Below are 24,017 nucleotides of genomic sequence, written 5' to 3' on the forward strand. Positions count from 1 at the left end.
TATAGTTCTTATCATCATAGTCTGAAGCGAGCGCATCTAAGCGGCGCCGGAAGATGGGAGGAAGATGATGTCTGCGCACCAGACCTTGACCGATAGTGTGAACGGACGACGGACCGAGAACCGAGCCGTTGGTGGTCAGACGAACGACGTCCTTTCCGGCCTTAAACCCGAAATCTTCTTTCGCTATTTTGAAGAGATCAGCCGCATCCCGCGAGGCTCGTACAACGAGAAGCAGGTGAGCGACTATATAGCCAGGTTCGCGCGAGATCGTGGGCTCGAATACTTTCAAGACGACATTCACAATATCCTCGTGAAGAAGCCTGGTACGCGTGGGTACGAGAGCGCAGCTCCCGTAATCTTCCACGGTCATACCGATATTGTGTGCGAAAGCGATGAAGGCGTGGACCACGATTTCGAGAAGGAGGGCATTAAACTCCGCATCGATGGTGACTTCATTCATGGCACGGGCACGACCCTCGGCGCGGACAACACGGTGGGCGTCGCCCTCGCCTTATCGGTGCTGGACTCGACGGATATTCCACATCCTCCCTTGGAGGTCGTACTCACTGTGCAGGAGGAAGTGGGAAAGGGGGGTGCGCAGCATTTCGACGCCTCTCGCCTCACTGCGAAGCGGTTGATCGATTTTAACTGGCACGATCCCAAGAGCCTATTCGCGGGTTGCGCGGGCGATATCTCGGCCCGCTTCCGGATTCCCATCGAATGGCAGAAACCGCCGGCTGGCCTCACGACCCTGCGCGCGTTCGTGAAAGGGCTCAGCAGCGGTCACTCGGAGTTCGACATTCATCTCGAACGTGCGAATGCGATCGTCCTTCTCGCCCGACTCCTTGGCGCGCTCATCGATGAGCTGCCGACAAGGCTTGCCTTAGTTAAAGGAGGCGTCAATCGGTACGTCATCCCCGGCGATGCCGAAGCGATCCTGCTCCTGCATCAAGCTGATTTGGACCGCGCGAACGAAATCGTCAGGAGTGTTTCGGCGGATCTCAAAAAAGAGTTCCTCGTCAGCGACCCCAAGCTCGAGGTCGGGTTGGAGCGCCACACTGAAGCTGTGGAGCGTGTCTTCTCGGACGTCACCGCCAACTCGGCCGTGCAGGCCATCACGCTCACGCCGAATGGCGTCCAGAGCATGAGCCTCACCATTGCCAACCTGGTAGAGAGCTCGAATACGATCGCCTTGCTGTCGACAAGCGACGAGGAGGTGGAGATTGTTTCGACCATTCCGAGTGCGATCAGTTCGCGACGGTACGCGATCCTGAAACGCATCGAGCGACTGGCTGCACTGATGGGACGCGGAACAAAGGTTACGACGTTCGCCGATTGCCCCGAGTGGCCTTACAATAAGGACTCGAAGCTCTTGGCTGTGGCGACCCGCGCCTATGAGGAGACCTTCAAGGTCAAGCCGCATGTAGAGGTGTCCCACTCGAGTCTCGAACTCGGCCTCTTCAACAAGAAAATTCCCGGTATCGACATGATCTCGATCGGGCCCGAGGCGTTCGACGTCCATACGACCCGAGAGCGCCTCAATCACACGACTGTCGAACCAATTTGGCGGCTCTTGAGGGAAATCCTCCGCAATCTGAAAGAGTAGCGGCAGGACAACGCATCGAGCGAAACGGATCGTTTGCGACGCTCCGCGTGGGCGGAGCGTTCGGCGAGGGCTGCCCGCGCTTTGCGCGTGCAGCAAGTGCAGTACGGAAAAAACATCGGAGGGGAAACATGAGACGTTCTATTAGCGTGCCGTTTGCTGCTGCCTTTATGGCGGCGATGATCGTTCCGGGGGTGACGCGTGCCGCTGACTACGGCGCCGTATTTCCCGGAATTCTCATGGACAAAGTGATTCCGGCGACCGGTAAGGAGGCGAAGCCGCAAGCCAAGAGCAATCGGCCACTCAAGGTCGGCTTCCTGCCGACGGCCATGGACACCTACTATCAACGGGTCTTGGCTGGCGTTAAGGAGGAGATCGACAAGTTAGGCGGACCTGGCACGATCCAGTTGCTCGTTCAGGCGCCAAAGAGCCAGTCCGCGACGGACGATCAAGTCCGCACGATGGAGGCTTGGATCAACGAGCACGTCGACGCGATCGCTGTCGCTCTCTACAACGAGGGCGCGTTGGAACCCCTGATCCGGCGGGCGACTGAGGCCGGCATTCCCGTGTTCCTGTTCAATTCGCCCGTCGCCGACGATCCATACTATGTGAGTGATATCGGATACGACCAAAGCGACGGTGGACGTGCTCAAGCCCAGTGGATCGTAGACCACTACAAGGACAAGGGCGACGTCAAAATCGCCATCTTGGAAGGGCTGCCCGGACCGCATACGGCTCAGCGCATGAAGGGCTTCAATGAGATCATCTCGAAATACCCGAACCTCAAGATTGTTGCGAAGCAGCCTGCCGGCTGGGTGCGAGCGCAAGGTCTCAGCGTGACGGAGAACATGCTCACCGCGCATCCGGACATCGACATTCTCGTCGCGCTCTACGACGAGATGGCGTTGGGCGGCCTCCAGGCGCTGAAGGCAAGGAAGCTGAACGGCAAGATCGCGATCGTTGGGTACGAGAACATGAAGGAAGCCAATGACGCGATCAAGGTCGGCGACTTTGCCGCGACGGTGGATACCGGCGCCAAGGAAGAAGGGCGCAATATAGTCCGTGCCGTCGAACAGTTCGTCATGAAGGGCGAGGGCGTTCCGAAGAAGATCTTCGTCGCTCCGAAGACATACGATGCCAACAACATCGGCACGTTCAATCCGTCCGACTACATCTACGTCGCGAAGTCTACGAAGTAGTGGCTGAGGAGAGAGCCGCGCGTTGCGCGGCTCTCTACGTTGGAAGGATCTCTCTAATGAGTCAATCGGAACAAGCTCTGAAAATCACGGGCGTCGGAAAGAGATTCGGCGCGACCAACGCGTTGTTCAATGTTTCGATGACCCTCGCCAAAGGCGAAGTGCTCGGCCTGGTCGGGGAAAACGGTGCCGGCAAATCCACGCTGATGAAAATTCTAGCCGGCGCTCACGTCCCTGACCAAGGAGAAGTCGAGGTCAACGGCGTACGCGTCGATATTCGCGAGCCGGCGGATGCCCAGCGAGTTGGAATAAGTATCATCTACCAGGAGTTGAGTCTATTTCCCGATCTGAATGCCGTCGAAAACATCTTCATCGGCCGTGAAATCTCAATTGGCGCGACGCCAAAGCTCACTTCGCCACTTCGAAAAAAGACTATGCGCGACCGCGCGCAGCAGATCTTGAGCCAGGTGCTGAATGTCGAACTGGACCTCGCTTGCCCGGTCGGCTCACTCACGCTTGCCCAGCGCCAGATCGTAGAGATCGCTCGGGCGTTGAATTCGAACGCGAACATCCTAATCATGGACGAGCCAACCGAAGCACTCGAAAGAGCGGAGAGAGAGCGGCTTGTAAGGATCATCAACGACCTCAAGCGGGCAGGTAAATCCGTCATATACGTATCCCATAAGCTGGACGAGGTCCTGACGATCTGTGATCGCGTGATCGTCTTGCGCGATGGAGCGTGCGTCGCGGACCTGCCGGCATCGGCGCTTGACGTTAGCAAAGTGATCAGCCTGATGATCGGCGGCTCGCTTGGAAAGCAATTCCCGGCCAAGACGAGTCCAGGCGTGGATCCAATCCTCAGGGTAGAAGGGCTCTCTCGAAAAGGAGCCTTCCAAGACATTTGCTTCAACCTACGTGAAGGAGAGATTTTAGGCATCGCGGGATTGGAGGGATCAGGCAAGAGCTCCCTCGTAAGGGCATTGTTTGGAGATGGGGCAGCAGATGCTGGCAATATTTCCCTGAAAGGGAAGCCAGTCGCGATCGATTCGATATCATCCGCGATGCGCAGCGGCATTGCGTTTCTTCCCGCCGAACGAAAGACGCAAGGCATTTTTGCCGAACACAGCGTCGGGTGGAATTTGACTGCTCCTAGTCTGCCCAAGCTCGGCGGCATCCGCCTAAATCGACGCGCGGAGCGAAGCTGGTGCATCAAATATATCAAAGAGATGGGAATTAAATCCGAAGGTCCTCACCAGCCGATCGGGCGCTTGAGCGGCGGCAACCAGCAAAAAGTGCTGCTTGCAAGATGGCTATTGACCGAGCCCGAAGTGATGCTGCTCGAGGAGCCGACCCGCGGAATCGACATCAAGGCCAAGGCAGACGTCTACCAGTTGATCGTAGCCAGTTCTCGGATGGGCAAAGGGATCATCGTCGTGTCATCCGATAGCACGGAGCTGATCGGACTGTGCCACCGGATTCTCGTGATGTTCGAGGGAGAAGCTGCCGGAATTCTGGATGCGTCTTCCACGAGCGAAGAGACTATCGCCTCGCTTTCAATTCAACGGACATATGAGGGGAATCGTGGAGGATAGGTTGTCGGCTCAAACTCTGGACGTGAAATCGCTCGGCTCAAGGTTCAAGCTCTCCGGGGGCGGTAGTGGCATCTTGATCGCATTGATCGTGTTGATCGCCGCGCTCGGCTTGGCGTCGCCGCGTTTCCTGAGTCTGGGAAATCTCACGGATATCACGCGCCAGGCCGTTTTCGTCGCAATCATAGCATTCGGCGCGACGCTCGTGATCGCCATGCGCGGCATAGATCTTTCGGTCGGCTCGACCCTTGCCTTCACGGGTCTAATCGCTGCGGATCTCATGAACCGCGGATTCAATCCATTCGCCAGCGTCGCGGCAAGTCTCGCCGCTGGAACGCTGATCGGAATTGTAAACGGTGTGTTGGTCGCGAAAGTCAGGATTGCCGACTTCATTGTAACCATGGCGATGATGGTCATGACGCGCGGTTTGATCATGGTCTACACTGAAGGCATTCCGCTCACGGGTTTGTCTACCCCGACCTTTCAGGTGTTCGGACAAGGCTTCGTCTGGCTTGTACCAATGTCGGTGATAATCACCATCGCGACGTTTTTGGCGATCTATTTTCTGCTCTATCAGACGCGGTTTGGGCGCTACACCCTGTCGATTGGCAGCAACCCCGAAGCCGCGCGTCTGGTCGGTATAAGGATCGATCGCATCAAGATCACCGTGTACGCCCTGACGGGATTTCTGGCGGCTCTTTCGGGTGTTCTTCTCACATCTCGCCTTGAAGCGGCGATGCCGGAGGCTGGCGAGGGATATGAACTGGACGTGATCGCAGCCGTGGTCATGGGAGGAACGAGTCTAGCCGGAGGAAAGGCGTCTCTGTTGGGTACCGCAGCCGGTGCGATCCTCATGGCCGTGGTACGCAACGGCCTCAATATTCTGAACGTCAACACCTTCTGGCATCAGGTCGTGATCGGCGCGATCATCCTGATGGCTGTGTGTGCCGACAAGTTTGGCGGGCGGTTGAAAGAAGGCTAGGGCGAGGAGAATCTGCTGTGGGTTTTGCTCTCGGCCCGATTGAAAATAGCTCGCGGTATCCGGTCGCCGGCGTTGAGGTGCTGGATAGGCGATTTACCTACAAAATAGGCAATGCGCCGATTGAGCGCCTTGCAACCGGCTTCGGCTGGGTAGAAGGTCCGGTCTATTTCGGCGACAGCGGCTGTCTTCTATTCAGCGATATCCCGAACAATCGCATCTACCGATGGCTCGAGTCCGATGGACATTTAGGAATATACCGAAGTCCCTCAAACTACGCCAATGGCCATACCCGCGACGGGGCTGGACGCCTCGTGAGCTGCGAGCATCTCAGGCGCGTCACCAGAACGGAGTTGGACGGCAACATAACGGTACTCGCGGATCGTTATGAGGGAAAACGTCTTAGCTCCCCCAACGACGTCATCGTGACGTCGGATGGCGCCGTCTGGTTCACCGACCCGGGATACGGAATTGATAGCGACTATGAAGGCATCAAGCAGGAAGCCGAGCTCCCTCGAGCGGTCTATAGACTCGATCCGAGCGGCTCACTACGGTGGTCGCTGACGACTTCGTCAGGCCGAACGGCCTGGCGATGTCGCCTGACGAGTCTCGGCTCTACGTGGTCGACAGCGGCATCACCGACGGCGGCCCCTCCCATATTCGCCAGTTCGATGTAGTTGATGGACGCTTGAAGAACGGGTCCGTGTTTGCAGACGAGTTTGCTCCTGGTTTCACTGATGGACTTCGCGTCGACGTTCACGGAAACATCTGGTGCAGTATGGGATGGGCCGATCCTGTCGAGGACGGGGTTCGCTGCTATTCTGCGGAAGGCGCGCTGATCGGGAAAGTACATCTTCCTGAGACCTGTGCGAACATCTGCTTCGGCGGCCGCCACAAGAATAGATTGTTCATGGCGGCAAGCACTTCAATCTATGCCGTGTGCCTGAACACGACAGGGATTTGACCGGGCTCGACGTGCAACAGGCGTCCTGAATAGGGGGATACGAATATGCTCGAAGGCAAGATTGCCATAGTTACCGGAGCGGCCAAGGGAATGGGGGAAGTTCACGCTCGCGAATTTGCGAAGCAACATGCGGCAGTCGTGCTAACCGACGTTGACAGGGACAACGGTGCCCGGGTCGCCAGCGAGATATCGTCATCGGGAGGCAAAGCCATCTTCGTCGCCCATGATGTAGTTGATGAAGGGTCATGGATCAATGTCATCAAGGAGGCACAGCGCGCTTTCGGATGCGTCAATGTCCTCGTCAACAATGCCGGGATACTGATTCGGAAGACGATCGAGAGTCTCTCTCTCGTTGACTTCAAGAGACTGTACGACGTGAACGTCGCCGGGACGTTTCTCGGATGCAAGTTGATCGTTCCCAGTATGAGGCAGGCCGGTGGCGGCTCGATTGTCAACGTTTCCTCGGTGTCAGGTATCGTGGCGAATATGCCCGGCATGAGCGGCTACTGCGCCACGAAAGGCGCGATCCGCATGTTGACCAAGGCTGCTGCTGTCGACCTATGGCAGTATCGGATCAGAGTAAACTCAATTCATCCGGGGACAATCAGGACCCCGCTCAATGAAGATTACTTCTCAGATCCGGATCAGACACGGCTCATTCTGGGAAGCACGGTTATGGCAAGACCCGGAGAATGCTCTGAAGTCGCGGCAGCACTCACTTTTTTGGCCTCCGACGGATCCAGCTATATGACCGGGTCTGAACTGGTGGTCGACGGCGGTATGATCGCGGTTTAGTGCGCATAATTTCAAGACGCAAATATCATTCTGTGGGAGCGACAAAATGGAATCGAGGTCTAACCACTCGCGAGTCAGTCGCCGTGATCTGGTCAAGGGAGCTGCGGGCGGGCTCGGCGGAGCGATACTAACAGGACCGGCCGCTACGCCCGGCGAGGCGAAGGTAATCAAGTTTGATAAGCAGGCACCGTCCTACTATCGCTTCGCACTCGGTGAAGCGCAGGTTACCGTCCTGTCCGATGGCCCACTTCCACTTGGCGATCCGCGTGAAAGTTTTCTAGGGGTGCCAAAGGAAGAGGTCGTGCAGATGCTGGAGAAGAGTTTCCTCCCGATCGACGACGTCGTTCTCGAGCAAAATGCCCCGGTCGTCAATCTCGGCAACAAACTTGTGCTTTTCGACACGGGTATGGGGTCGCTCAAGCAGTTCGGTCCTACTACCGGTCGTTTGAGAAGTAGCTTTGCAGCGGCCGGGATCGCCCTCGAGGATATTGATGCCGTCGTGTGCTCTCACGCTCATTGGGATCACGTCGGTGGTATTTGGAGCGATGATGACAAACCAACATTTCCGAACGCTCAGATCTATATCAGCCAGGCTGACTACGAGTTCTGGACCGACAAGAGCAAGCTTGGCACTGACGTCGATGGTTTGGTGAAGGCCGCAATCCGCAATCTGCCGCCGGTGCGCGACCGGATCGTGTTCTTTAAGGATGGAGAGCAGTTCCTGCCAGGGATACACGCAATTGCCGCGCCCGGTCACACTGTGGGGCATCACTGCTTCATGATTGAGTCGGCGGGAAAATCGTTCTGCTATGGCGGAGACCTGACGCACCACCCTGTGCTCTTGTTCGAAAAGCCGAAGATGGAGTTTGCCTTCGACACTGATCCAAAGTTGTCGGCACAATCACGCGTCAGAGTCTTGGATATGTTGGCCGCAAACAAGACGCCGTTTATGTCTTATCATTTCCCCTGGCCTGGGGTTGGTCATGTAGGAAGGGACGGCGATGGTTTCAGGTACTATCCAGAGCCGATGCACATGTCGTCTCTATAGGGCCGGCATTATCCTTGTACCTGCGAGGGCGAACTGCGTCGTTCACGACGATTACCGTGGGCTCGCTTCGAAGAAGAATTGAGCATTTTTTGAGATGACCGACCGGCGTGTGCTTCTGCGTGCCATGTTCGATGCAGCCGTTGCTGCCGCGGATCCCCGTGTTGTGCTCGCTCCCCATCTCCCGCGGGAGCCAAAAGGTCGCGTAATCTGTCTCGCAGCCGGCAAGGGTGCGGCGGCTATGGCGGCAGCCACCGAGCGGCACTATCTCGATGATTTGCACCTTGATCCGAATCGACTGATAGGCATCGCCAGCACACGGCATGGCCATGCAGTGCCTACGCGTCGTATTAGTGTCGTCGAGGTCGGTCACCCAATACCCGACGAAGCAGGTTTGGCGAGCGCCCAGAAAGCGTTTCAGTTGGCAAGCAGCGCGCTGCCAGAAGATCTCTTACTCGTTCTATTGTCAGGTGGTGGTTCGGCGAATTGGGTTGCACCCGCAGATGGCGTCACCTTCGACCAGAAGCAGCAACTAACGAGGGCTCTATTGCGCTCCGGCGCTCCTATCGATGAAATAAATGTCATTCGGAGGCACTTGTCCCGTATCAAAGGTGGGCGCCTCGGTCGGGCAGGGAAGCTGGCCGAGATCGTCACACCAGCAATCTCTGACGTCCCACACGATGATCCTTCTGCCATCGCATCCGGGCCGACTGTGCCGGATCTGACAACCCTCGCGGATGCACGTGCAATCGTCTACAAGTACGATTTGCAGGTAGGCGATAAAATTCTGCGCGCGTTGCGGGATCCGAGAAACGAGAGTTGCAAGCCTGACGATCCATGCTTCGACCGTGCGCGCTTTAAATTGATTGCAAGGCCCAGGGCGTCGCTCGACGCCGCGATCGTCCATGCCAAAAAAGCCGGTTACGAAATCATGGATCTAGGTGCCGATGTCGAAGGCGAAGCGCGCGAAGTGGCCGCCATACACGCGAATCTCGCGCTGGACATGCGCCGAAACGGACGGCGGGTCGCTATACTGTCTGGCGGTGAGCTCACTGTTACAGTGCGCGGAAATGGGCGAGGAGGTCCCAATCAGGAGTATGCGCTCTCGCTAACCGACTCACTCAAGAATGTCACGGGGATTGCGGCGATTGCTGCAGATACGGACGGTGCCGATGGCGGCGGAGGTGCGGCGTCCGACCCAGCCGGGGCTATCGTGGATGAGCGAACGTTCAGCAGGATGAAATCACTTGGGCTCGACATTCAGCACTTTCTCGATGAAAATAACGCCAGCGCATTCTTTGCGGCAACCGGCGACTTACTGGAGACAGGTCCAACGCTGACCAATGTGAACGACATCAGAGTCATTTTGGTCGACTAGCACCTGCTTATCTCCGAGCTTGGCGCACAATTCAGGAAAAATGCGGTTGTGAACCTCGTATTTGTGTTGCCGATGCGTGAGGTCAGCCCCCGCAGTTTATGTGGGCCTTCAGAACGAGGACCATAGATAGTGCATGGCTCGCCTTACACTCACCCGTTCCGACCTTGGGGACTTGAACCTGTTCAGAACGATCGCGCGCGCCGGCGGCTTCCGTCGTGCCGCTCTCGAACTCGATGTCTCAGGATCGGCACTCAGCCATGCGATGCGCGGACTTGAGACGAGGCTTGGTGTTCGTCTGGCCAACCGCACGAATCGAAGCGTCACGCTGACGGAAGCGGGCCAGAAGCTATTGGCGAGCCTGGAGACGGGGCTTCGAGGCTATCGAGAGCGGGATCGAGAGCCTCAACCTTCATCGGGGTACACCGTCAGGTCGTCTGCGGATCAATGTCCTCACCGACGCAGCTCGGCTTGCTTTCGGCCCGAACCTCGCAAGATTCATGTTGGATTACCCGGAGGTGAAGCTTGAGATAGTCGTTCAGGACGAGTTCATCGATATCGTTGGCGGCAGCTTTGATGCCGGCATTCGCGTCGGCGGGTCCGTTCCTGAGGATATGATTGCTGTACCGGTCGGCGCAGATCTTCGCTGGATCATGGTCGCTTCGCCAGATTATCTGGCGCAGGGGCCGCAATTGAAGACTCCGTCGGACCTGTCTTTCCACCGATGTGTTGGTCAGCGCACTGGTACAGGAGCGATCTACCACTGGGAGCTCGAGAAAGGCTCTGACTGCGGACAGGTTTCAGTGGAGTGGGCGATCGTCGTCAACGAGACGGCGCTCGCGATCGAAATCGCAGAGACCGGTACCGGCATAGCCTATTGCATCGAACGGCGCGTCCAGGATCAGCTCAAATCCGGGGTGCTGAAGGAAGTGCTGCCGAAGTGGAGTTCGTTTGGGCCCGCCTTTCATATCTACTACAGTAGCCGCAGGCAGGTGCCGATCGCGCTCCGCGCCCTGATTTCCTTCTTGAAGAACGAGGTGCGGTGACTTCACGCGCGTCACGGTCATTGACTTTTCCGAGGGTACTCCATCTTGTACCGAAGATGCATCACGCCGGTCTGACGCATTTCCGACGAAATCGTCGACAATCGAAGCCGGCCGGCAAATCCGTCTGGCCGCGCCCCGAATATGGTTTGACAACCGGTCCGACCACAAATTGCTGGGAAGAGGAGCAAGCTGATCTCGTCGACGAGGCCTGCCTCAAGGAATTCTGCGTTCCTGTGTGCGCCCCCCTCAAGTATCAGCCGCTCGATCCCGAACTTTGCGTTGAGTATCTCAAGCCCCTGGAAGAGATCGATCTTCTCGCCGTGGGCGATAATATAGGAAATGCTGTCCGAGGCCAGGTCGACCAGATGTGCGTCCGGAACGTTCCGCCCCAGCAGAACAATCGTCGCCGCCCCATAGGTCGTCGGTCCGGTCCAGTGAAGCTTGCCGTGGGGGTCGATCAGCACGACATATTCCTCAGCACCGCTGCGCGCCACACGAACCGGACGCTCGACGGCGGGCGTATCAATCGGCGCGTGCGGCCCGCCGTCAGCGAATTTGGCTCCGACCGCTCGTCCCACGATCCAGGCGTCTGCGCTCAACTGTTCGTGCACACGGTCATATTCCGCGATCAGCGCGTCGTTGGGCTGTCCGGTGGACGGGGCCCACTGCTCGACAAGAAGTTGACCGTCAAGCGGGCCCATCATCTGGCAGATCACATAGGGCTTCATGCGCCCGTCTCCTTTGCTACAAAATCGTCGAAGCGTTCCTTCCAGGCGGGATGCCAGCGCGACAGGGCGGGACGGTTCTCCGTCATGTCCGTGGCGCCCCATAGAATCCGCGCGGCGTCGAGCTCTGGTGTGACGGCACCGTCCGGACAGATGACATAGAAGTCACCTGACTCAACTCGAGGGATCATTAAGTCGATCACCTGGTCGGCCGTCCACGTGCCGGCTGGCTGCTTCCCGTCGGGCGCGTGAGTCATTCCGGTGTAGGTCCATCCAGGAACAAGCAAATGGGCCGTCACGGCGTCGCTCTCTCCCCGCAGTCCGTGAGCCAGTTGCTCGGTCAAGGTCTTCACGCCGGACTTGGCAACATTGTAAGCGGGAAAGCCCGGCGGATTGGTGATGCCCTGTTTGGAGCCCGTGTTGATGATCGCGCCGCGCGATTGCTGAGCCAGCATTGCTTCGGTGCGTGCACGCCATTCACGACGCCCCAGAGGTTGACCTCGATGATCCGACGCCAATCGCTCAACCCGGTCCAGTTACCGTCCTCCCGACCAATGGCGGCATTATTCATCAGCACCGAGACCTCGCCGAAGGCGCCGATGGCTAGGTCGCGCAAGCGCTCCAAATCATCGAAGCGAGTTACGGTCCCAGCTAGGTGCCGGACCTCGGCATGAAGGCCGCTCGCGACGCGCACCAACTCAACCTCGTCCTGATCGAACAGGACAGGACCTGTCGCATACCGAGGGTAGCAAAGCGTTCCGCCGCCGCACGCCCGATGCCGCTGGCTGCGCCGGTAATGACGGCGACATTGCCTGCGGCAAACAATGCGGGTCGTCCATCTCTTTCGTGCATCAGTGGTTCCTCGTTTTGAGTATGAAGAAGTGCTGCTCCTGGGCCGCCCTGCATCCCGGCGATTGGAAACCCAACGCGCCGGGTGAGACTTGAGTGACGATTGGCGCCGCAAAGTGTTTCTGACCACGCCGCAGATCGCCCAGAGCCTCGACGTTGATATCGGGTTCTTCTACCAGAGCGCACCTGGCACAGATACCAGCAGAGGCCAGGCGGCTCGTCGTGCCCGCTGGGAGCCGTGCAAGCAGTGCAGATATGACCATTACAATAAGTCCCGCGCCTGCGAGCGCCGAGCCAACGAGACCGGTCGAGGGCCATCCGCAACCGGCGCTGATGGCCATTCCTCCAATCCAGGCTCCGATAGCGTTGGAGAGATTGAATGCCGAATGATTCATGGCCGCCGCCAGCGATTGAGCATGTCGCGCGACGTCCATCAGACGCGCTTGAAGAGCAGGCACCAGGGCGAACCCGATGCCGATCATGAGGAGCGTGAGGCCAGCGGCAACGGGGCCTTGCTTCACCGCCGCGGCGAAGGCAGCAAGGAAGACCACATTCCATATGATGATCCCGAAAATTGATGGGATCAACGCGCGATCAGCAAGCCATGCTCCGGCGACGTTGCCGGCGATCATACCTAGCCCCCAGAGCGCCAGGAAAACCGGAACATGCGCGGCGGTGACACCCACAACCTGGGTCAGCGTTGGAGTGATGTAGCTGTAGACCGCGAACATCCCGCCGAAGCCGATCGTGGCCACCCCGAGTGTCAGCCAGATCTGCACGTTGGAGAAAGCGGAAAGCTCCCGCCGCAGGCTGGCCTGCTTGTCGGCAGCGACCATGCGGATGAATATGCGGATCAGGCCAATTAGTGCCAGCCCTCCGACGGCCACCAGCGCAAACGCTGAGCGCCAGCCGAAAACTTGGCCTAGCCACGTGGCCACCGGCACGCCGACGACATTTGCGGCGGCGAGACCGAGCATAACGCGGCCGATTGCCTGGGCCCGGTTTGACGGCGGGACCATGGCCGCTGCCACGATGGAAGCCGTACCATAATAAGCGCCATGCGGGAGACCGGCGAGGAATCTAGCCGCAGTGAGCCCGAGGACTCCTGGCGCTAGTGCCGACGCGGCATTGCCGAGCAGGACAATCGAAGCAAGCACCACCAACAGCGGCCGCCGCTCCATTCGAGCGTGAGCACGGCGAGTAATGGAGAGCCGACGACCACGCCAAGCGCATAGGCGCTGATGAGATTACCCGCCTTGGGTATTGAAACGTCGATGGACTCGGCCATGCCGGGCAACAAGCCCATGGCGGCGAATTCGCCGGTGCCTATGAATAATTCTCCCAGGGCAAGGACGACCTGTGCAGCAGCGAGCCCGTGCGGAGCCGTGATTGCGTTATGTTTCATAGCCGAAGCAATTCTCTTGTCTGTGCGATGGCAGTTAGACCGCCCATGAAGCGAAGATGTCCGACCGCATATGCAGCCGCTTAGTTTCGACCGCGATACCAAACGCCCTGAGACGCACGCTTGGCTGTCGACCCACAATGAGGCTTATCCAGCCGTCCAGCATGGCGTTGGCGAGGCGATTGTGTCGACGCGCACGTCGCTCGCGTACAAACTCGCGTGTGAGCTCGAGTGTGTCGTCTGATGCATCTGCGGCAAGCTCGGTGATAACGATAGGCTCAACCAGAAGCCAGAGCTGTTCAAGACGGTAATCGACGCGCAGGCCGCAAGCTTCGCTCCAGACGACGTCAGTCTTGGGTACAATGCCTGATACGACATCGACGGGCTTGGCGGTCGCGGTGTTGAAAATCGACGGCCTTACCTCGCCGAGTACCGGTCGCAGACGCACGCGGTTGCTCCGACGTTCCAGGGTTAAGCTGGGCCGGCCTGCAATTGCGCGGAATAGTGCGTCGCGGACTTATTCTGTTCCGCACAGCTGCAGAGACCTTGCGGACCATCGCTGCCGACCCCAAGCACCTCGGTGCCGAGATCGGGTTCTTTTCCGTCCTTCATACTTGGGGGGCAGAACCTCCCTTCACCATCCCCACCTCCATCGCGTCGTTCCTGGAGGAGGACTGTCTCCAGATGGCAGCCGCTGGATCGCGTGCCGGCCGGGCTTCTTTCTTCCCGTGGCCGTGCTTTCTCGCCTGTTCCGGCGGCTATTTCTCAACGCCCTGCAAAAATCGTTTGATACTGGCGAGCTACAATTCTTCTCGTCGCTGGAAGCGTTGCGTGATCCGGCTGCGCTTCGGCGTTATCTGAACGAGGTCCGCAGAATCAATTGGGTTGTCTACGCCAAGCCGCCATTTGGTAGCGCCGAACAGGTTGTGCACTATGTCGGCCGCTACACGCATCGGGTGGCGATCAGCAACAGCCGTATCGTCGATATCGAAGTCGGCAAAGTGCGCTTTCGATACAAGGATTACCGCCGCGGAAGCCAGCAGAAAGTAATGACGCTGGACGCCGGGGAGTTCATCCGGCGTTTCCTCATCCATATCCTGCCCGAAGGCTTCAAACGCATTCGCTACTATGGTTTTCTGGGTAACCGCTACCGCAAGCAAAAGCTCGCTCGCTGCCGTGAACTGCTCGGAATGATATCCGCCGATGCTCATTCGAACCCGGAAGAGCCATCCGATTGCCCCGCGAAGGCTGAGCACTGCAATGCCGCTTCCTTGCGTCAATGTCCATCCTGTCATCAAGGCCATATGGTGTGCGTCGAGGTCTTGCAGCCAGGTTCGTTCAGCGCCACTCGTTCACCGGACATTTGTTGATGCGAGACCTCAATCAACCAAGAACCGCCACCTTATTGCGCAATTCTTCCGGCCGCCGTGGCAGCCGATAGATGCCCTGTTGTCGTTCTTCCGACGTCAACCCTCCGGCGTTTCGCATTTTTCGGCTACTTCGCTTCCCAGATGTCCCTTCCACCCAGTACTTTCGGGTAATGTCCCTTTGGACTTGTCTCCAGTCCAGGTCACGACGTCCACAAATAACGGCGCAGTGATTCAACACCCATAGCTGCAGCGGCGTGCCCGCGGCTTCGTCCAACACGTTTTTAGATTACCGGCGCCGCTCGCGAGTGCTCGTGTTGGGTACCGAACCGCGCGCCGCCAATCTAAAAACGCTCTCTACTATGTCGAGATTTACATAAGCTCGACGACCGGCCGCTGAACGGGTTCCCGCCGCGGCCAGCTGTGATTACGCCTCAAGCGACCGGCGAAGCGAGCGTCCCCAAATCCATCTGGTGGTCTTCGCCGGCATCCTGCAAGCCGATTCCGACAAAGCCGCTGTTCGACCCACCCAAGAACACACTGCCCATTACGTCGGCGTGTTGCGCTATGCCATGCCCGGAGAGGCTTTTTCGACTCGAGCGCGACATTAACGGCTGTGAGGCTAAGCATCGGCGCGCCCTCCGCCAGGAACAGAGCAGCCGCTTCTCGACGACATGCACGCCTGACCGCTGCTCGAGCGGAAACCCTCTCGCGCTCGTCCGAGGTGCTCAAGCCTATCAATTATATGCTCAGGCGCCGGGACGGCTTCGCTCGCTTCCTCCATGAGATCGCCCAGCCGATTCCTGATGGCGCGTTCATCGTGGGAACGGAGCTTCGCTCACGCTGATCTCAAGTTCGGCCGAGTTATGAAGACGCTCCGGCGAGCGCGGCGCCGAACTGCGCGCTCTCGCGGCTCGCTCTACCGTTTCGGAGAATTTTGCTTCCGTTTATTTGTCGGGGTCAGCTTACGGACAGCTAAGCTGCTTATCGGCGGAGCCAGGTCTAATGACCTGAACACAATGCAACAGCCATAGGAGTGTGGTCGTCATGGACGGTCGAATTAACAGTTGGTCCGATGTTCCATCCGCTGATGAGTATCATTATGCGAGCTCCCCGGAGCACGGGAATGCTGACTATTTCGCGGACGCGTTCGGTAGAATGGGATTGCAGGATTCGGGTGCCAGCTCATCCTCGCAGCCGAGTTATCACCTGACTTCAAGATCTCCCGTTGTCGAGATCGACCAAGCCGAATTCCGGGAACGGGTGAGGAGCTTTCATGGTGACGAGATCAATCATATCGCCAACAATCCGCAGGAATACTCGGAATTTATATCCGAAAGAGCTAGGCGGACCGCGCACGTTGCTAGCAATTACGGGATCCGAAAGGATTCTGATGCCGCGCGATATTACAGCTACCAATTAGGAAATAGGAGCGTCGGTCTCCAAAGAACGGAAGCCGGGTTTCCTATGGCGACTGAGTTCACCACCGACCGGTGGCAACATCAGTTCCCCGGACGAACTCACGTCACATCAATCGTGGATTTTCAGGTTGCTCATCCGCTCGTTGGAAACGCTGGCGATATTCTGCTCGAGCACCAACTACAGCAAGACGGCGAGCGGCCGCTTGTGAACTGGCGTCCTGCCAGTGACGAAGCGAGAGCCCGTGCAGAACAAATGGGCTTCGTTGATGTAGATCACAATGATATGGTACTTGATCCCACCCAGTCCAGACAGTGGAGATATAGGGATGGTGAATGGCAGCGTGCAACCAATTCGCCGATGTATCTCTCCAAAGTCAAAACGGCGAGCGACGATGAACCTTCACCAGAGTCCGACTCGGATGGAGACTTTATGTGAGGTGAAATCTCCACCAATTCATTGAAGTGGAGCAGGAGCGGAGACCAGCCAATACCTGCGGCTTACGATAGAGCCTTGCAGCTCAATCCGTGAGGTGCACTGTACTGACCGTACCACGGCAGTTTACGAGAGTTGGTGCCTATAATAGCACAAGAGAAAACCCCGGCTTCCAACCGGGGTTTTCGACTGTGGCCCGGGCGGGAGGAGCGGATTGCCTATGGCAGGCGCGAGCGTCATTGTGTCCTCGGCGTCAGAATTGCTTTGGTCTTTCCGGGTTCGCTGGGTGAGCAAGGCTTTGTTAGCCCTTTTTCGCAGTGTTCGAGCTAAATCTTCGAGCAACGAGACCATCCACCCGGTTCGCCGACAGCGGACGCATGGCAAGATCCAGTTATAGCCGAGATTGAGGTTGAAATCGGTGGTGGCGAGCCGGGAATTTAAAAAGCATCCCCGCATCCGAGAAGCCAACCCTGAACAGCTCAAGGTTTCGGCATATTGGCGGCTCCGATGCTAAATTCTCGCGCCGTCACGCGTTGATTGATCTCCTGACTTTTCCAGGTGGGTCGAATGCGAGATCCACTCAGCTAACGACCAGCGCATCCAGTCAAGTGCCGATCGAGCCAGCCCCTCCGGCAGAAGACGATCCGCCTTTATTCGATCCATCCGTGGGGCGTCGAAGTCGCAAGACGAAATGGCGGAGTCTTCGAAATATTTTTGGATGGCGCCTCGCAGCACGGTTCTCTCCGCGCAAGTTTTATCGCCATTCTGCGCGTGAATCCTGCGGGCATGAGTGGCAGACCGCAGAATTTGTGCGTCGGATTATTACTGCTATGTTGCCAAATGCGTGCCATCCCTGGCCATTCGCGCATGTATGATTCATATGACAATCGAGTTCAATCTTATGTAACCAATCAAAAGTAGGGGTTTGGCGGAACGTTATTGCATTTATTGGACATCTGATGCCCGCTCTTAGAACCGTCAAACGGCTCCCATCAATAATTCTTCGTCAGCTTCGACCGAGTCTGCGCACCCAGATTGGGTTTTTGGGAATCGTGAGCGTGCTTGTGACTGGCGCGACTTGCGTTACCGGAATCAGTTATCTCGCGAAGGCGCAGAGTGATGTAAGCCAGAGCACCAATCTCCGCGCTCACCTAACGTCCCTTTCCGAGGCATTTCTTGAGTCCCAGCAGCTAGCGTTGGAGTTTTTGCGCAAGCACGACGAAGCCGTGATCGTTCGACAAGCCGAGAGCGTCAATAACGCACTGGCGGACCTTGGCCAAATCGAGGAGCGGGCCGATTCCTTGCCCGAGGGCGATCCCTTGAGAGACGTGAAGTTCCTTCGCGCTGGAATCAACCTTTATGCGACTCGTTTTAATAACATCGTGTCCGCGCAGCGGGTGCTCGGGCTTACGGAAAATGACGGCCTCCAGGGTAAGCTCCGCGAAGCGGTACATCAGGCTGAAGCGCGGCTCGCACATTTCAATAAGCCGCACCTGACCGTATTAATGTTGATGATGCGACGGCACGAGAAGGATTTCATGCTGCGTCATGAAGAGAAGTATGGTGATGAACTGGAAAGGCGCGTCGTCGAATTCGAGGCCGCGCTTGCTGCTTCAGATCTTGCCCCGGAATCCAAGACTGAGTTGAGGACTCTGATTGCTTCTTATCGATCGAGCTTTCTTTCGTTTCTTGTATCGCAGCAAGCGCTGGACGACCAAGTTGACGATCTCCTCCAAATCTACAGCCGGAATCGTCCCCTTCTTTTGAAGGCAATAGCAGCCGCGGAGGCGCGCGCTGTCTCTGCTGAAGAGCGTGCCGTTCGCCTCAGAGAGACTTTGGGTTGGGCAATCGGGCTTGCAACGCTCGGGATTGGCTTCATTGCGGTGCTTGTTGGCCAGAAACTGGCGAGACTTATAAGCCACATGAGCGCGGCAATGCGTCAAATTGCGGCCGGGCAGTTCGATGTCACGCTGCCGGGGCTTGGCCGTTCAGACGAGATCGGGGACATGGCTCAGGCCATGGAAGCGTTTAAGCTGCGATCGAGGGAAAAACTGCAAGAGGAACTTGCAGCGAGTCAAGAACAGGATCGCGCGCTCGCGGAGCGCCGCAAAGCAGAGCTTGGGGAACTGGCAGTCAGATTTGAAAGTGCCGTCAGCAGCGTCATTAATACGATGTCGTCCGCATCGACCGAATTGGAAGCTTCCGCTCGGGAGCTGACGGAGACGGCACAGCTTACTCGGGAGATCTCTGATAACGTTGCGTCCGTATCGGAGGAGGCATCAGCCAATGTTCGGCTGGTTGCTGCGGCAACGGAAGAGATGATGGCGTCCGCTTCCGAGATCGGCCGCCAGGTCGCGCGATCGACAGAGATCGCCCATGGAGCCGTGCGAGAGGCTGAGGAAACAGACCGGCGGATGAGCCAGCTATCGGCAGCTGCAACAAAAGCCGGTGGGGTGGTTGACCTAATTGCAGCGATCGCCAGGCAAACCAACCTCTTAGCGCTCAATGCAGCGATCGAGGCCGCTCGTGCCGGCGGCGCCGGCCGCGGCTTTGCCGTTGTGGCGCTTGAGGTGAAGTCGTTAGCAACTCAGACGGCGAACGCGACAGCTGAAATTGGACAGCAGATTTCTGATATTCAGGCGGCGACGCTGGAATCGGTCGGCGCCATCACCAGCATTGGAAACAGCATTGGCAGAATCTCACAAATTGCATCAGCGGTTGCCTTGGCGATGGACCAGCAGGGCGCAGTCACGAAAGATATTGCTCGGAATATTCAGCATGCCGCCGCGATGTCGACGACTGTCGCAGGCAACATCAGGCAGGTCGCGCAGAAAGCGTTCATGACAGGTGCATCATCGTCGCAGGTGCTGACATCTGCAAATGTGCTTGCCCGAACCAGCCATCATCTAAAAATCGAGGCCGATGACTTTCTCACCGGGATCCGATCATGATCCTTAGGCAGAGATGTTATGCAAGGCGCGGCGAAGGCGCTCTAACGGCACGTGGCGCTTGCCGGCTCCTGTAACAGGCATTCTCCAGACAGGGCGATACTTGCATGCCCTGACCGGGTAAAGTCGGCTTACCGCTAACGAATGTTGCAGCTCTGCGCCAAGCGAAACACGCGACCGCGCCATCCGAGCAAGGTTCTTGAATTGTCTCCTTATCCTCTCCGTTGCATCCACACAGCTGCGCCGAAGTAAATCGCGCGATAGTCGCGGAGCGTCCAGCCATGATTGCGCCGCCAATGGAGGCTGGCCTTGGCATACCGCCCGACACTGCCGACAAGGCCCTGGCGGCCGAAGGCACCCCAGCGCGCAGGAAAGAAGGCAAGCGCAGGCAGGCCGGAAGTGCAGCGAGTTCCGTAGCCGGGCAGTCCGCTATGCCCGACGCCGACACGGCGCGAGCCGCTAAGGTTACTGTGCTGTCGGATCTGGACACGAAGAAACTCGCGAGGCTCGGAGGAGGCGCATGCCAGGACGATATCGTCGGCAATTGAAGGAGACACTGACGCGCCAACCTCTTGGAATTCGATCCGGGCAGTGAGAGCCATTTCGCAACGCGCCATACGAAGCCCGAAGATGCCGACCACGTCGTGGACACCGTGGTCGCGCGGCTGCAGAACGAATCTACGGCGATTGAGGCCTGTGTAGCCTGTCTCAACGAACCTCGCCGACCCCGCCTACTCATGGCTATGCAAGTGCCCGAAGTGCACGACAAAAATCTCCGCCTCAAGGCGGTGTTCTCGGACGTTCAGGGCAGGCACATGCGTTGAAGGCACGAAAGGCTCGATCGCGGTCGATTGCATGAAGACCTACGCGTTCCGCTCACAGAAGTACCTCGAAGGGTTGTAGGAGGCGAGGAGTTCGCTCCCTTGGAGCCACCGCGCACGTTGAAGGGTGAGCCAGGAAAGCTGCTCGAGATCAAGCTTCAGCCGGCACCGCTGGGCAATTGGTGCGTACCAAATCCGATGTGGATGGCTTGAATGATTATCTCGAGCTTAAGTACTTGTGTCTCCGCATCTAAAGAGGCTCGGCGCTTTGTACTGCTGCCGATCTGGTGAAATTCTGGAAGGCGCTCAGGCCGTACGCCGTACAGATAAACAGATCAGTCATAGCGGGCCGAGCGAAGATGCTGCCCAAAACGCTGAAGTGGCTGATTAGCAAATCCGTTCGCTGCGCGCTCGGCCATCACAACCGAGCGATCCGCTTTGCGGATCGTCACTGATGACTCGGCAGTGTGCCCGGTGCGCGGTGGAGCTGCCCACAGATCACCACGTTCGCCGGCGTGGCCGGATAGGTAAGCGCGCAAGATCTGAGCCCACGACGTCCTGTCCGATGAACCACGCTGTGTGCGGATGCTGACAAGTTGGTTTGAGCGACCACGCTATAACGAAATGATTATCTGCTTTGGCATGGCTAATGCAACGGGCGGCTACACACTGGACCGACGTTATTGCGATGGATCAATCGCGGTCTGGAGAATCGCAAAAGATGGAGCGTCCGATGCACACGTCGACACCGACCTTATTTTTCATTGTGAATAAATTGCAACGGCGCTTGAAAAATGCTCTGACACTCCAGCTGAAATCCCGTCTTTGTCGACCCTTCTTTTCGCAAGTTCTAGCTGGAGTGCTTTTAGGGGCGCGGCATCCTCATCTCAATCGGTCATTCGCCCGCTAGCATGACGTTGATGTGCGCCCTCCTGTTGAACGGCGTCTCATCGGCATCTTTTGCAGGGACGCGGCCAACCAGCTTCACGCTTCCCAACGGCCTCCAGGTCGTGGTGATCCCGGATCACCGCACCCCCGTGGTCACAGAGATGATCTGGTACAGGGTCGGATCGGCCGACGAAACGCCGGGCAAATCCGGTCTTGCCCACTTCCTCGAACATCTCATGTTCAAGGGTACCGAGAAGCATCCCCTCGGCGAATTCACTCAGACCGTGCTCCGCGTCGGCGGCAACGAGAACGCTTCGACCTCCGTCGATTACACCAACTATTACCAGCGCGTGCCGAAAGAGCAGCTCCCGACCATGATGGAGTTCGAGGCCGATCGCATGAGCGGGCTGGTGCTCAAGGACGAGAACGTGCTGCCCGAACGCGATGTCGTGCTCGAAGAGTACAACATGGGCCTTGCCTAACAATCCAGACGGGCGGCTCCACGAACAGCTCATGGCCGCGCTCTATCTCAATCATCCTTACGGCCGGTCGGTGATCGGCTGGCGTCAGGAGATCGAAAAGCTCAATCGCGAGGACGCGCTCGTCTTCTACCGTCGCTTCTACGCCCCGAACAACGCAATCCTGGTGATCGCCGGCGATGTCGAGGTCGCCGATGTGCGTCCGCTGGTCGAACGCAATTTCGGCGCCATCCTACCCCGGCCGGCCATCCCGGCGCGGCGCATCCGTCCACAGGAGCCGGAACCTGCAGCGCCGCGCACCGTCACACTGTCCGACCCGCGCGTCGAGCAGCCCAGCCTGCGCCGCTACTATCTGGTGCCCTCGGCGACCACCGCCGCGGCCGGAGAGAGTGCCGCGCTCGACGTCCTGGCGCAGTTGGTGGGGAGCGGCAGCAACTCGTATCTGTACCGCGCGCTCGTCGTCGACAAGCCGCTCGCGGTCTCCGCCAGCGCTAGCTATTCCAGCATCTCGCCCGACCCGACCCGGTTCGCGATCTCGGCCTCGCCGAAACCAGGCGTCGGCTTTGCCGAGGTCGAGGGCGCGATAGACGGCGTGATCGCCGACGTCGCCCGGAACCCGGTCCGCGCCGAAGATCTTGAGAGGGTCAAGACCCACAGCCGGTACGCGTGCCGAGCGCGCCGGCGATACGACAAAGGCGATCGAGGAGGAGGTCCGCCGTATCGCCGAGGATGGACCGACTCAGAAAGAACTCGACGACGTAAAGTCCTATCTCAAAGGCTCGCAGATGCTGGCGATCGACACGTCCTCCAGTTTGGCGCTGAAGCTGCTGCAGCATCAGGAGCACAAGCTGCCGATCGATTACATCGAGAAGCGCAACGCCATCGTCGATGCCGTGACTCTGGATGATGCCAAGGCGGCAGCCAAGCGGCTGTGGGGCCACGGGCTTTTGACCGTCATTGTCGGCCGCCCTCTCTAAGCCCGGTCTAACACCAAAATGTCCAGCTGGTCTAAACCGAGGGAGCTGAGGCTGCGAGGCTTCAGCTTCCTAAAGGGGGCGTATAAGGATGCGCCCTTAGAGGGCGATTCCAAACAACTTGCCGCAATTTTTCTAGCCCGAAAATCGCCTGATTAAGGCGCAGGTGGCACTGGCACCAAGCGTCCAGCCCTTCACCGCCCCATCGTGGTACCTGCCAACCAGCTCAATGCCCGCGCTTGGCGAATCGCTCGATGGCCTGAAGCTGCCTGCGTCCACTGTTCTTATCCTCACCGATGTTGGCCGTTGATGACGAGGACCGGTTGGAGACTTTCCGCCGCGCGGCGGTCGCTTGGTACTCTGCCGTGGTTGATGTGAACGGAGCATTGCAGCGCGATCAGCGCGGCAAGACGTTTGCTGCATCACCGTCGGTTTGGTGCGCTCTGGGCGTCGTCGATCACGAGGTTCTCCGCGAGCTGATGGGCGGACGACTTAAACAAGCCCCTCACTGCTGGCGCAATCAACCACGCCTTCAATGCGGCGGAAGATGCCAGGCTTGCGGGTGTCGATTGGTCGCGAGGGCCTCATTGGCTGAAGTTCGGCGCGAAGCAGGGCCATTCTGGTGCAATCGCTCTGGGTGGCCCGAAGGACCGGCTTCGCTGGTGTACAAGGCGCTTCAGATTGAAGGGGCGAAAGAAGTACCGCGGACCGCTCAACCCGGAAGCCGTGGCGATGATCAAGAAGCTCGCTCGCGATGAACAGTTGCATCAGCACCAGATCGCCGCGCAGCTTGAAATCAAGGCCGTATCAACGAGGTCCTCAACGGGCAGCGCTTCCCGGAGGTTAACCCGGCGGCTTGAAAACCGATGACGTAACTTGGAGAGGACTTCGGCCCCCATCTTCATGATTGAGAGCGCCAAAGAGGGCATAGCTATTCCGCATCAGAGTCATCTTCTACTGAGAAAGCGCGCGGTTCAACCAGCAGTCTCTAAGGTAGAGCTCAGTCGCGAAGGCGATACGCCGGTTGTCAAAGGAGAAGTCAAAAGGGCAAGCAAGCGACGCAGGCTTTTAGCTCATTGAGGTTGAATTTTCCGATCTCACCCCGCTGATGGATGCAC

17 protein-coding genes and 6 pseudogenes are annotated in these 24,017 nt (G+C 58.1%); 18 read left to right on the top strand and 5 right to left on the bottom strand.

The annotated features are described in order from the left end of the window. The first annotated feature begins 67 nt into the window (after positions 1–67). From ACVIIW_RS17380 to ACVIIW_RS17425, 10 genes and pseudogenes are all read left to right on the top strand, one after another. A complete protein-coding gene (locus ACVIIW_RS17380) occupies positions 68–1,606 on the top strand; it encodes an aminoacyl-histidine dipeptidase (RefSeq protein ID WP_456701835.1) in 1,539 nt (512 codons plus the stop codon). 47 nt (positions 1,607–1,653) lie between these two features. Next, positions 1,654–2,802, top strand: coding sequence for a sugar ABC transporter substrate-binding protein (locus tag ACVIIW_RS17385; protein ID WP_456701836.1), 1,149 nt, complete (start codon positions 1,654–1,656; stop codon positions 2,800–2,802). A 56-nt stretch (positions 2,803–2,858) separates the two neighbouring features. Beyond that, entirely contained in the window at positions 2,859–4,391 is a 1,533-nt protein-coding gene (locus ACVIIW_RS17390) for a sugar ABC transporter ATP-binding protein (RefSeq protein ID WP_456701837.1), read from the top strand. A gap of 1 nt (position 4,392) precedes the next feature. Beyond that, complete coding sequence (locus ACVIIW_RS17395) at positions 4,393–5,370, top strand: ABC transporter permease (RefSeq protein WP_456701838.1); 978 nt, start codon at positions 4,393–4,395, stop codon at positions 5,368–5,370. 38 nt (positions 5,371–5,408) lie between these two features. After that, positions 5,409–6,331, top strand: a pseudogene (locus ACVIIW_RS17400) (SMP-30/gluconolactonase/LRE family protein). 45 nt (positions 6,332–6,376) lie between these two features. Continuing rightward, positions 6,377–7,126, top strand: coding sequence for an SDR family NAD(P)-dependent oxidoreductase (locus ACVIIW_RS17405; RefSeq protein WP_456701839.1), 750 nt, complete (start codon positions 6,377–6,379; stop codon positions 7,124–7,126). Between the two features lie 46 nt (positions 7,127–7,172). Further along, a complete protein-coding gene (locus ACVIIW_RS17410; protein ID WP_456701840.1) occupies positions 7,173–8,174 on the top strand; it encodes an MBL fold metallo-hydrolase in 1,002 nt (333 codons plus the stop codon). Positions 8,175–8,268: 94 nt separating this feature from the next. Beyond that, entirely contained in the window at positions 8,269–9,549 is a 1,281-nt protein-coding gene (locus tag ACVIIW_RS17415) for a glycerate kinase type-2 family protein (RefSeq protein WP_456701841.1), read from the top strand. A 133-nt stretch (positions 9,550–9,682) separates the two neighbouring features. After that, positions 9,683–10,075: a LysR family transcriptional regulator gene (locus ACVIIW_RS17420; RefSeq protein WP_456701842.1), complete on the top strand. Its 393-nt coding sequence runs from the start codon at positions 9,683–9,685 to the stop codon at positions 10,073–10,075. Next, entirely contained in the window at positions 9,990–10,592 is a 603-nt protein-coding gene (locus tag ACVIIW_RS17425) for a LysR substrate-binding domain-containing protein (protein ID WP_456705185.1), read from the top strand. The genes ACVIIW_RS17420 and ACVIIW_RS17425 overlap by 86 nt, the downstream gene beginning before the upstream one ends. Before the next feature lie 17 nt (positions 10,593–10,609). Here the strand turns inward: ACVIIW_RS17425 and ACVIIW_RS17430 are convergent, their stop codons facing one another. The 5 genes and pseudogenes from ACVIIW_RS17430 to ACVIIW_RS17450 form a co-directional block, all read right to left on the bottom strand. Further along, the gene (locus ACVIIW_RS17430; RefSeq protein ID WP_456701843.1) at positions 10,610–11,320 is read right to left on the bottom strand and encodes a dihydrofolate reductase family protein; all 711 of its coding nucleotides are present in this window, start codon (positions 11,318–11,320) and stop codon (positions 10,610–10,612) included. After that, positions 11,317–12,011, bottom strand: a pseudogene (locus ACVIIW_RS17435) (SDR family NAD(P)-dependent oxidoreductase). Before ACVIIW_RS17435 ends, ACVIIW_RS17430 begins: the two are co-directional and overlap by 4 nt. A 157-nt stretch (positions 12,012–12,168) precedes the next feature. Then, positions 12,169–13,347 (bottom strand): MFS transporter, encoded by a 1,179-nt coding sequence (locus ACVIIW_RS17440; RefSeq protein WP_456701844.1) that lies wholly within the window; start codon positions 13,345–13,347, stop codon positions 12,169–12,171. Beyond that, the gene (locus tag ACVIIW_RS17445; protein ID WP_456705364.1) at positions 13,278–13,571 is read right to left on the bottom strand and encodes a hypothetical protein; all 294 of its coding nucleotides are present in this window, start codon (positions 13,569–13,571) and stop codon (positions 13,278–13,280) included. The genes ACVIIW_RS17440 and ACVIIW_RS17445 overlap by 70 nt, the downstream gene beginning before the upstream one ends. Positions 13,572–13,605: 34 nt before the next feature. Next, positions 13,606–14,016: a hypothetical protein gene (locus ACVIIW_RS17450; protein ID WP_456701845.1), complete on the bottom strand. Its 411-nt coding sequence runs from the start codon at positions 14,014–14,016 to the stop codon at positions 13,606–13,608. A 71-nt stretch (positions 14,017–14,087) separates the two neighbouring features. Between ACVIIW_RS17450 and ACVIIW_RS17455 the strand changes: the two are divergent. The 8 genes and pseudogenes from ACVIIW_RS17455 to ACVIIW_RS17490 form a co-directional block, all read left to right on the top strand. Continuing rightward, positions 14,088–14,938: pseudogene (locus ACVIIW_RS17455) on the top strand (IS91 family transposase); the annotation flags it as partial. A gap of 381 nt (positions 14,939–15,319) precedes the next feature. Continuing rightward, a pseudogene (locus ACVIIW_RS17460) lies at positions 15,320–15,716 on the top strand (IS66 family transposase); the annotation flags it as partial. A gap of 266 nt (positions 15,717–15,982) precedes the next feature. Next, positions 15,983–16,792 (top strand): effector protein NopP, encoded by an 810-nt coding sequence (locus ACVIIW_RS17465; protein WP_456701846.1) that lies wholly within the window; start codon positions 15,983–15,985, stop codon positions 16,790–16,792. 1,055 nt (positions 16,793–17,847) lie between these two features. After that, positions 17,848–19,740 carry a methyl-accepting chemotaxis protein gene (locus ACVIIW_RS17470; RefSeq protein ID WP_456701847.1) on the top strand — a complete coding sequence of 631 codons (1,893 nt, stop codon included), beginning with the start codon at positions 17,848–17,850 and terminating at the stop codon, positions 19,738–19,740. Positions 19,741–20,018: 278 nt separating this feature from the next. Beyond that, the gene (locus ACVIIW_RS17475) at positions 20,019–20,285 is read left to right on the top strand and encodes a hypothetical protein (RefSeq protein ID WP_456701848.1); all 267 of its coding nucleotides are present in this window, start codon (positions 20,019–20,021) and stop codon (positions 20,283–20,285) included. Between the two features lie 1,193 nt (positions 20,286–21,478). Then, positions 21,479–22,577, top strand: a pseudogene (locus tag ACVIIW_RS17480) (M16 family metallopeptidase); the annotation flags it as partial. Between the two features lie 7 nt (positions 22,578–22,584). Further along, positions 22,585–22,902, top strand: a pseudogene (locus ACVIIW_RS17485) (M16 family metallopeptidase); the annotation flags it as partial. A 678-nt stretch (positions 22,903–23,580) separates the two neighbouring features. After that, on the top strand, positions 23,581–23,769 hold the full coding sequence (locus ACVIIW_RS17490; protein WP_456701849.1) for a hypothetical protein: 189 nt from the start codon (positions 23,581–23,583) through the stop codon (positions 23,767–23,769). The last annotated feature ends 248 nt before the right edge of the window (positions 23,770–24,017 follow it).

This window comes from Bradyrhizobium sp. USDA 4449, from assembly GCF_054056275.1.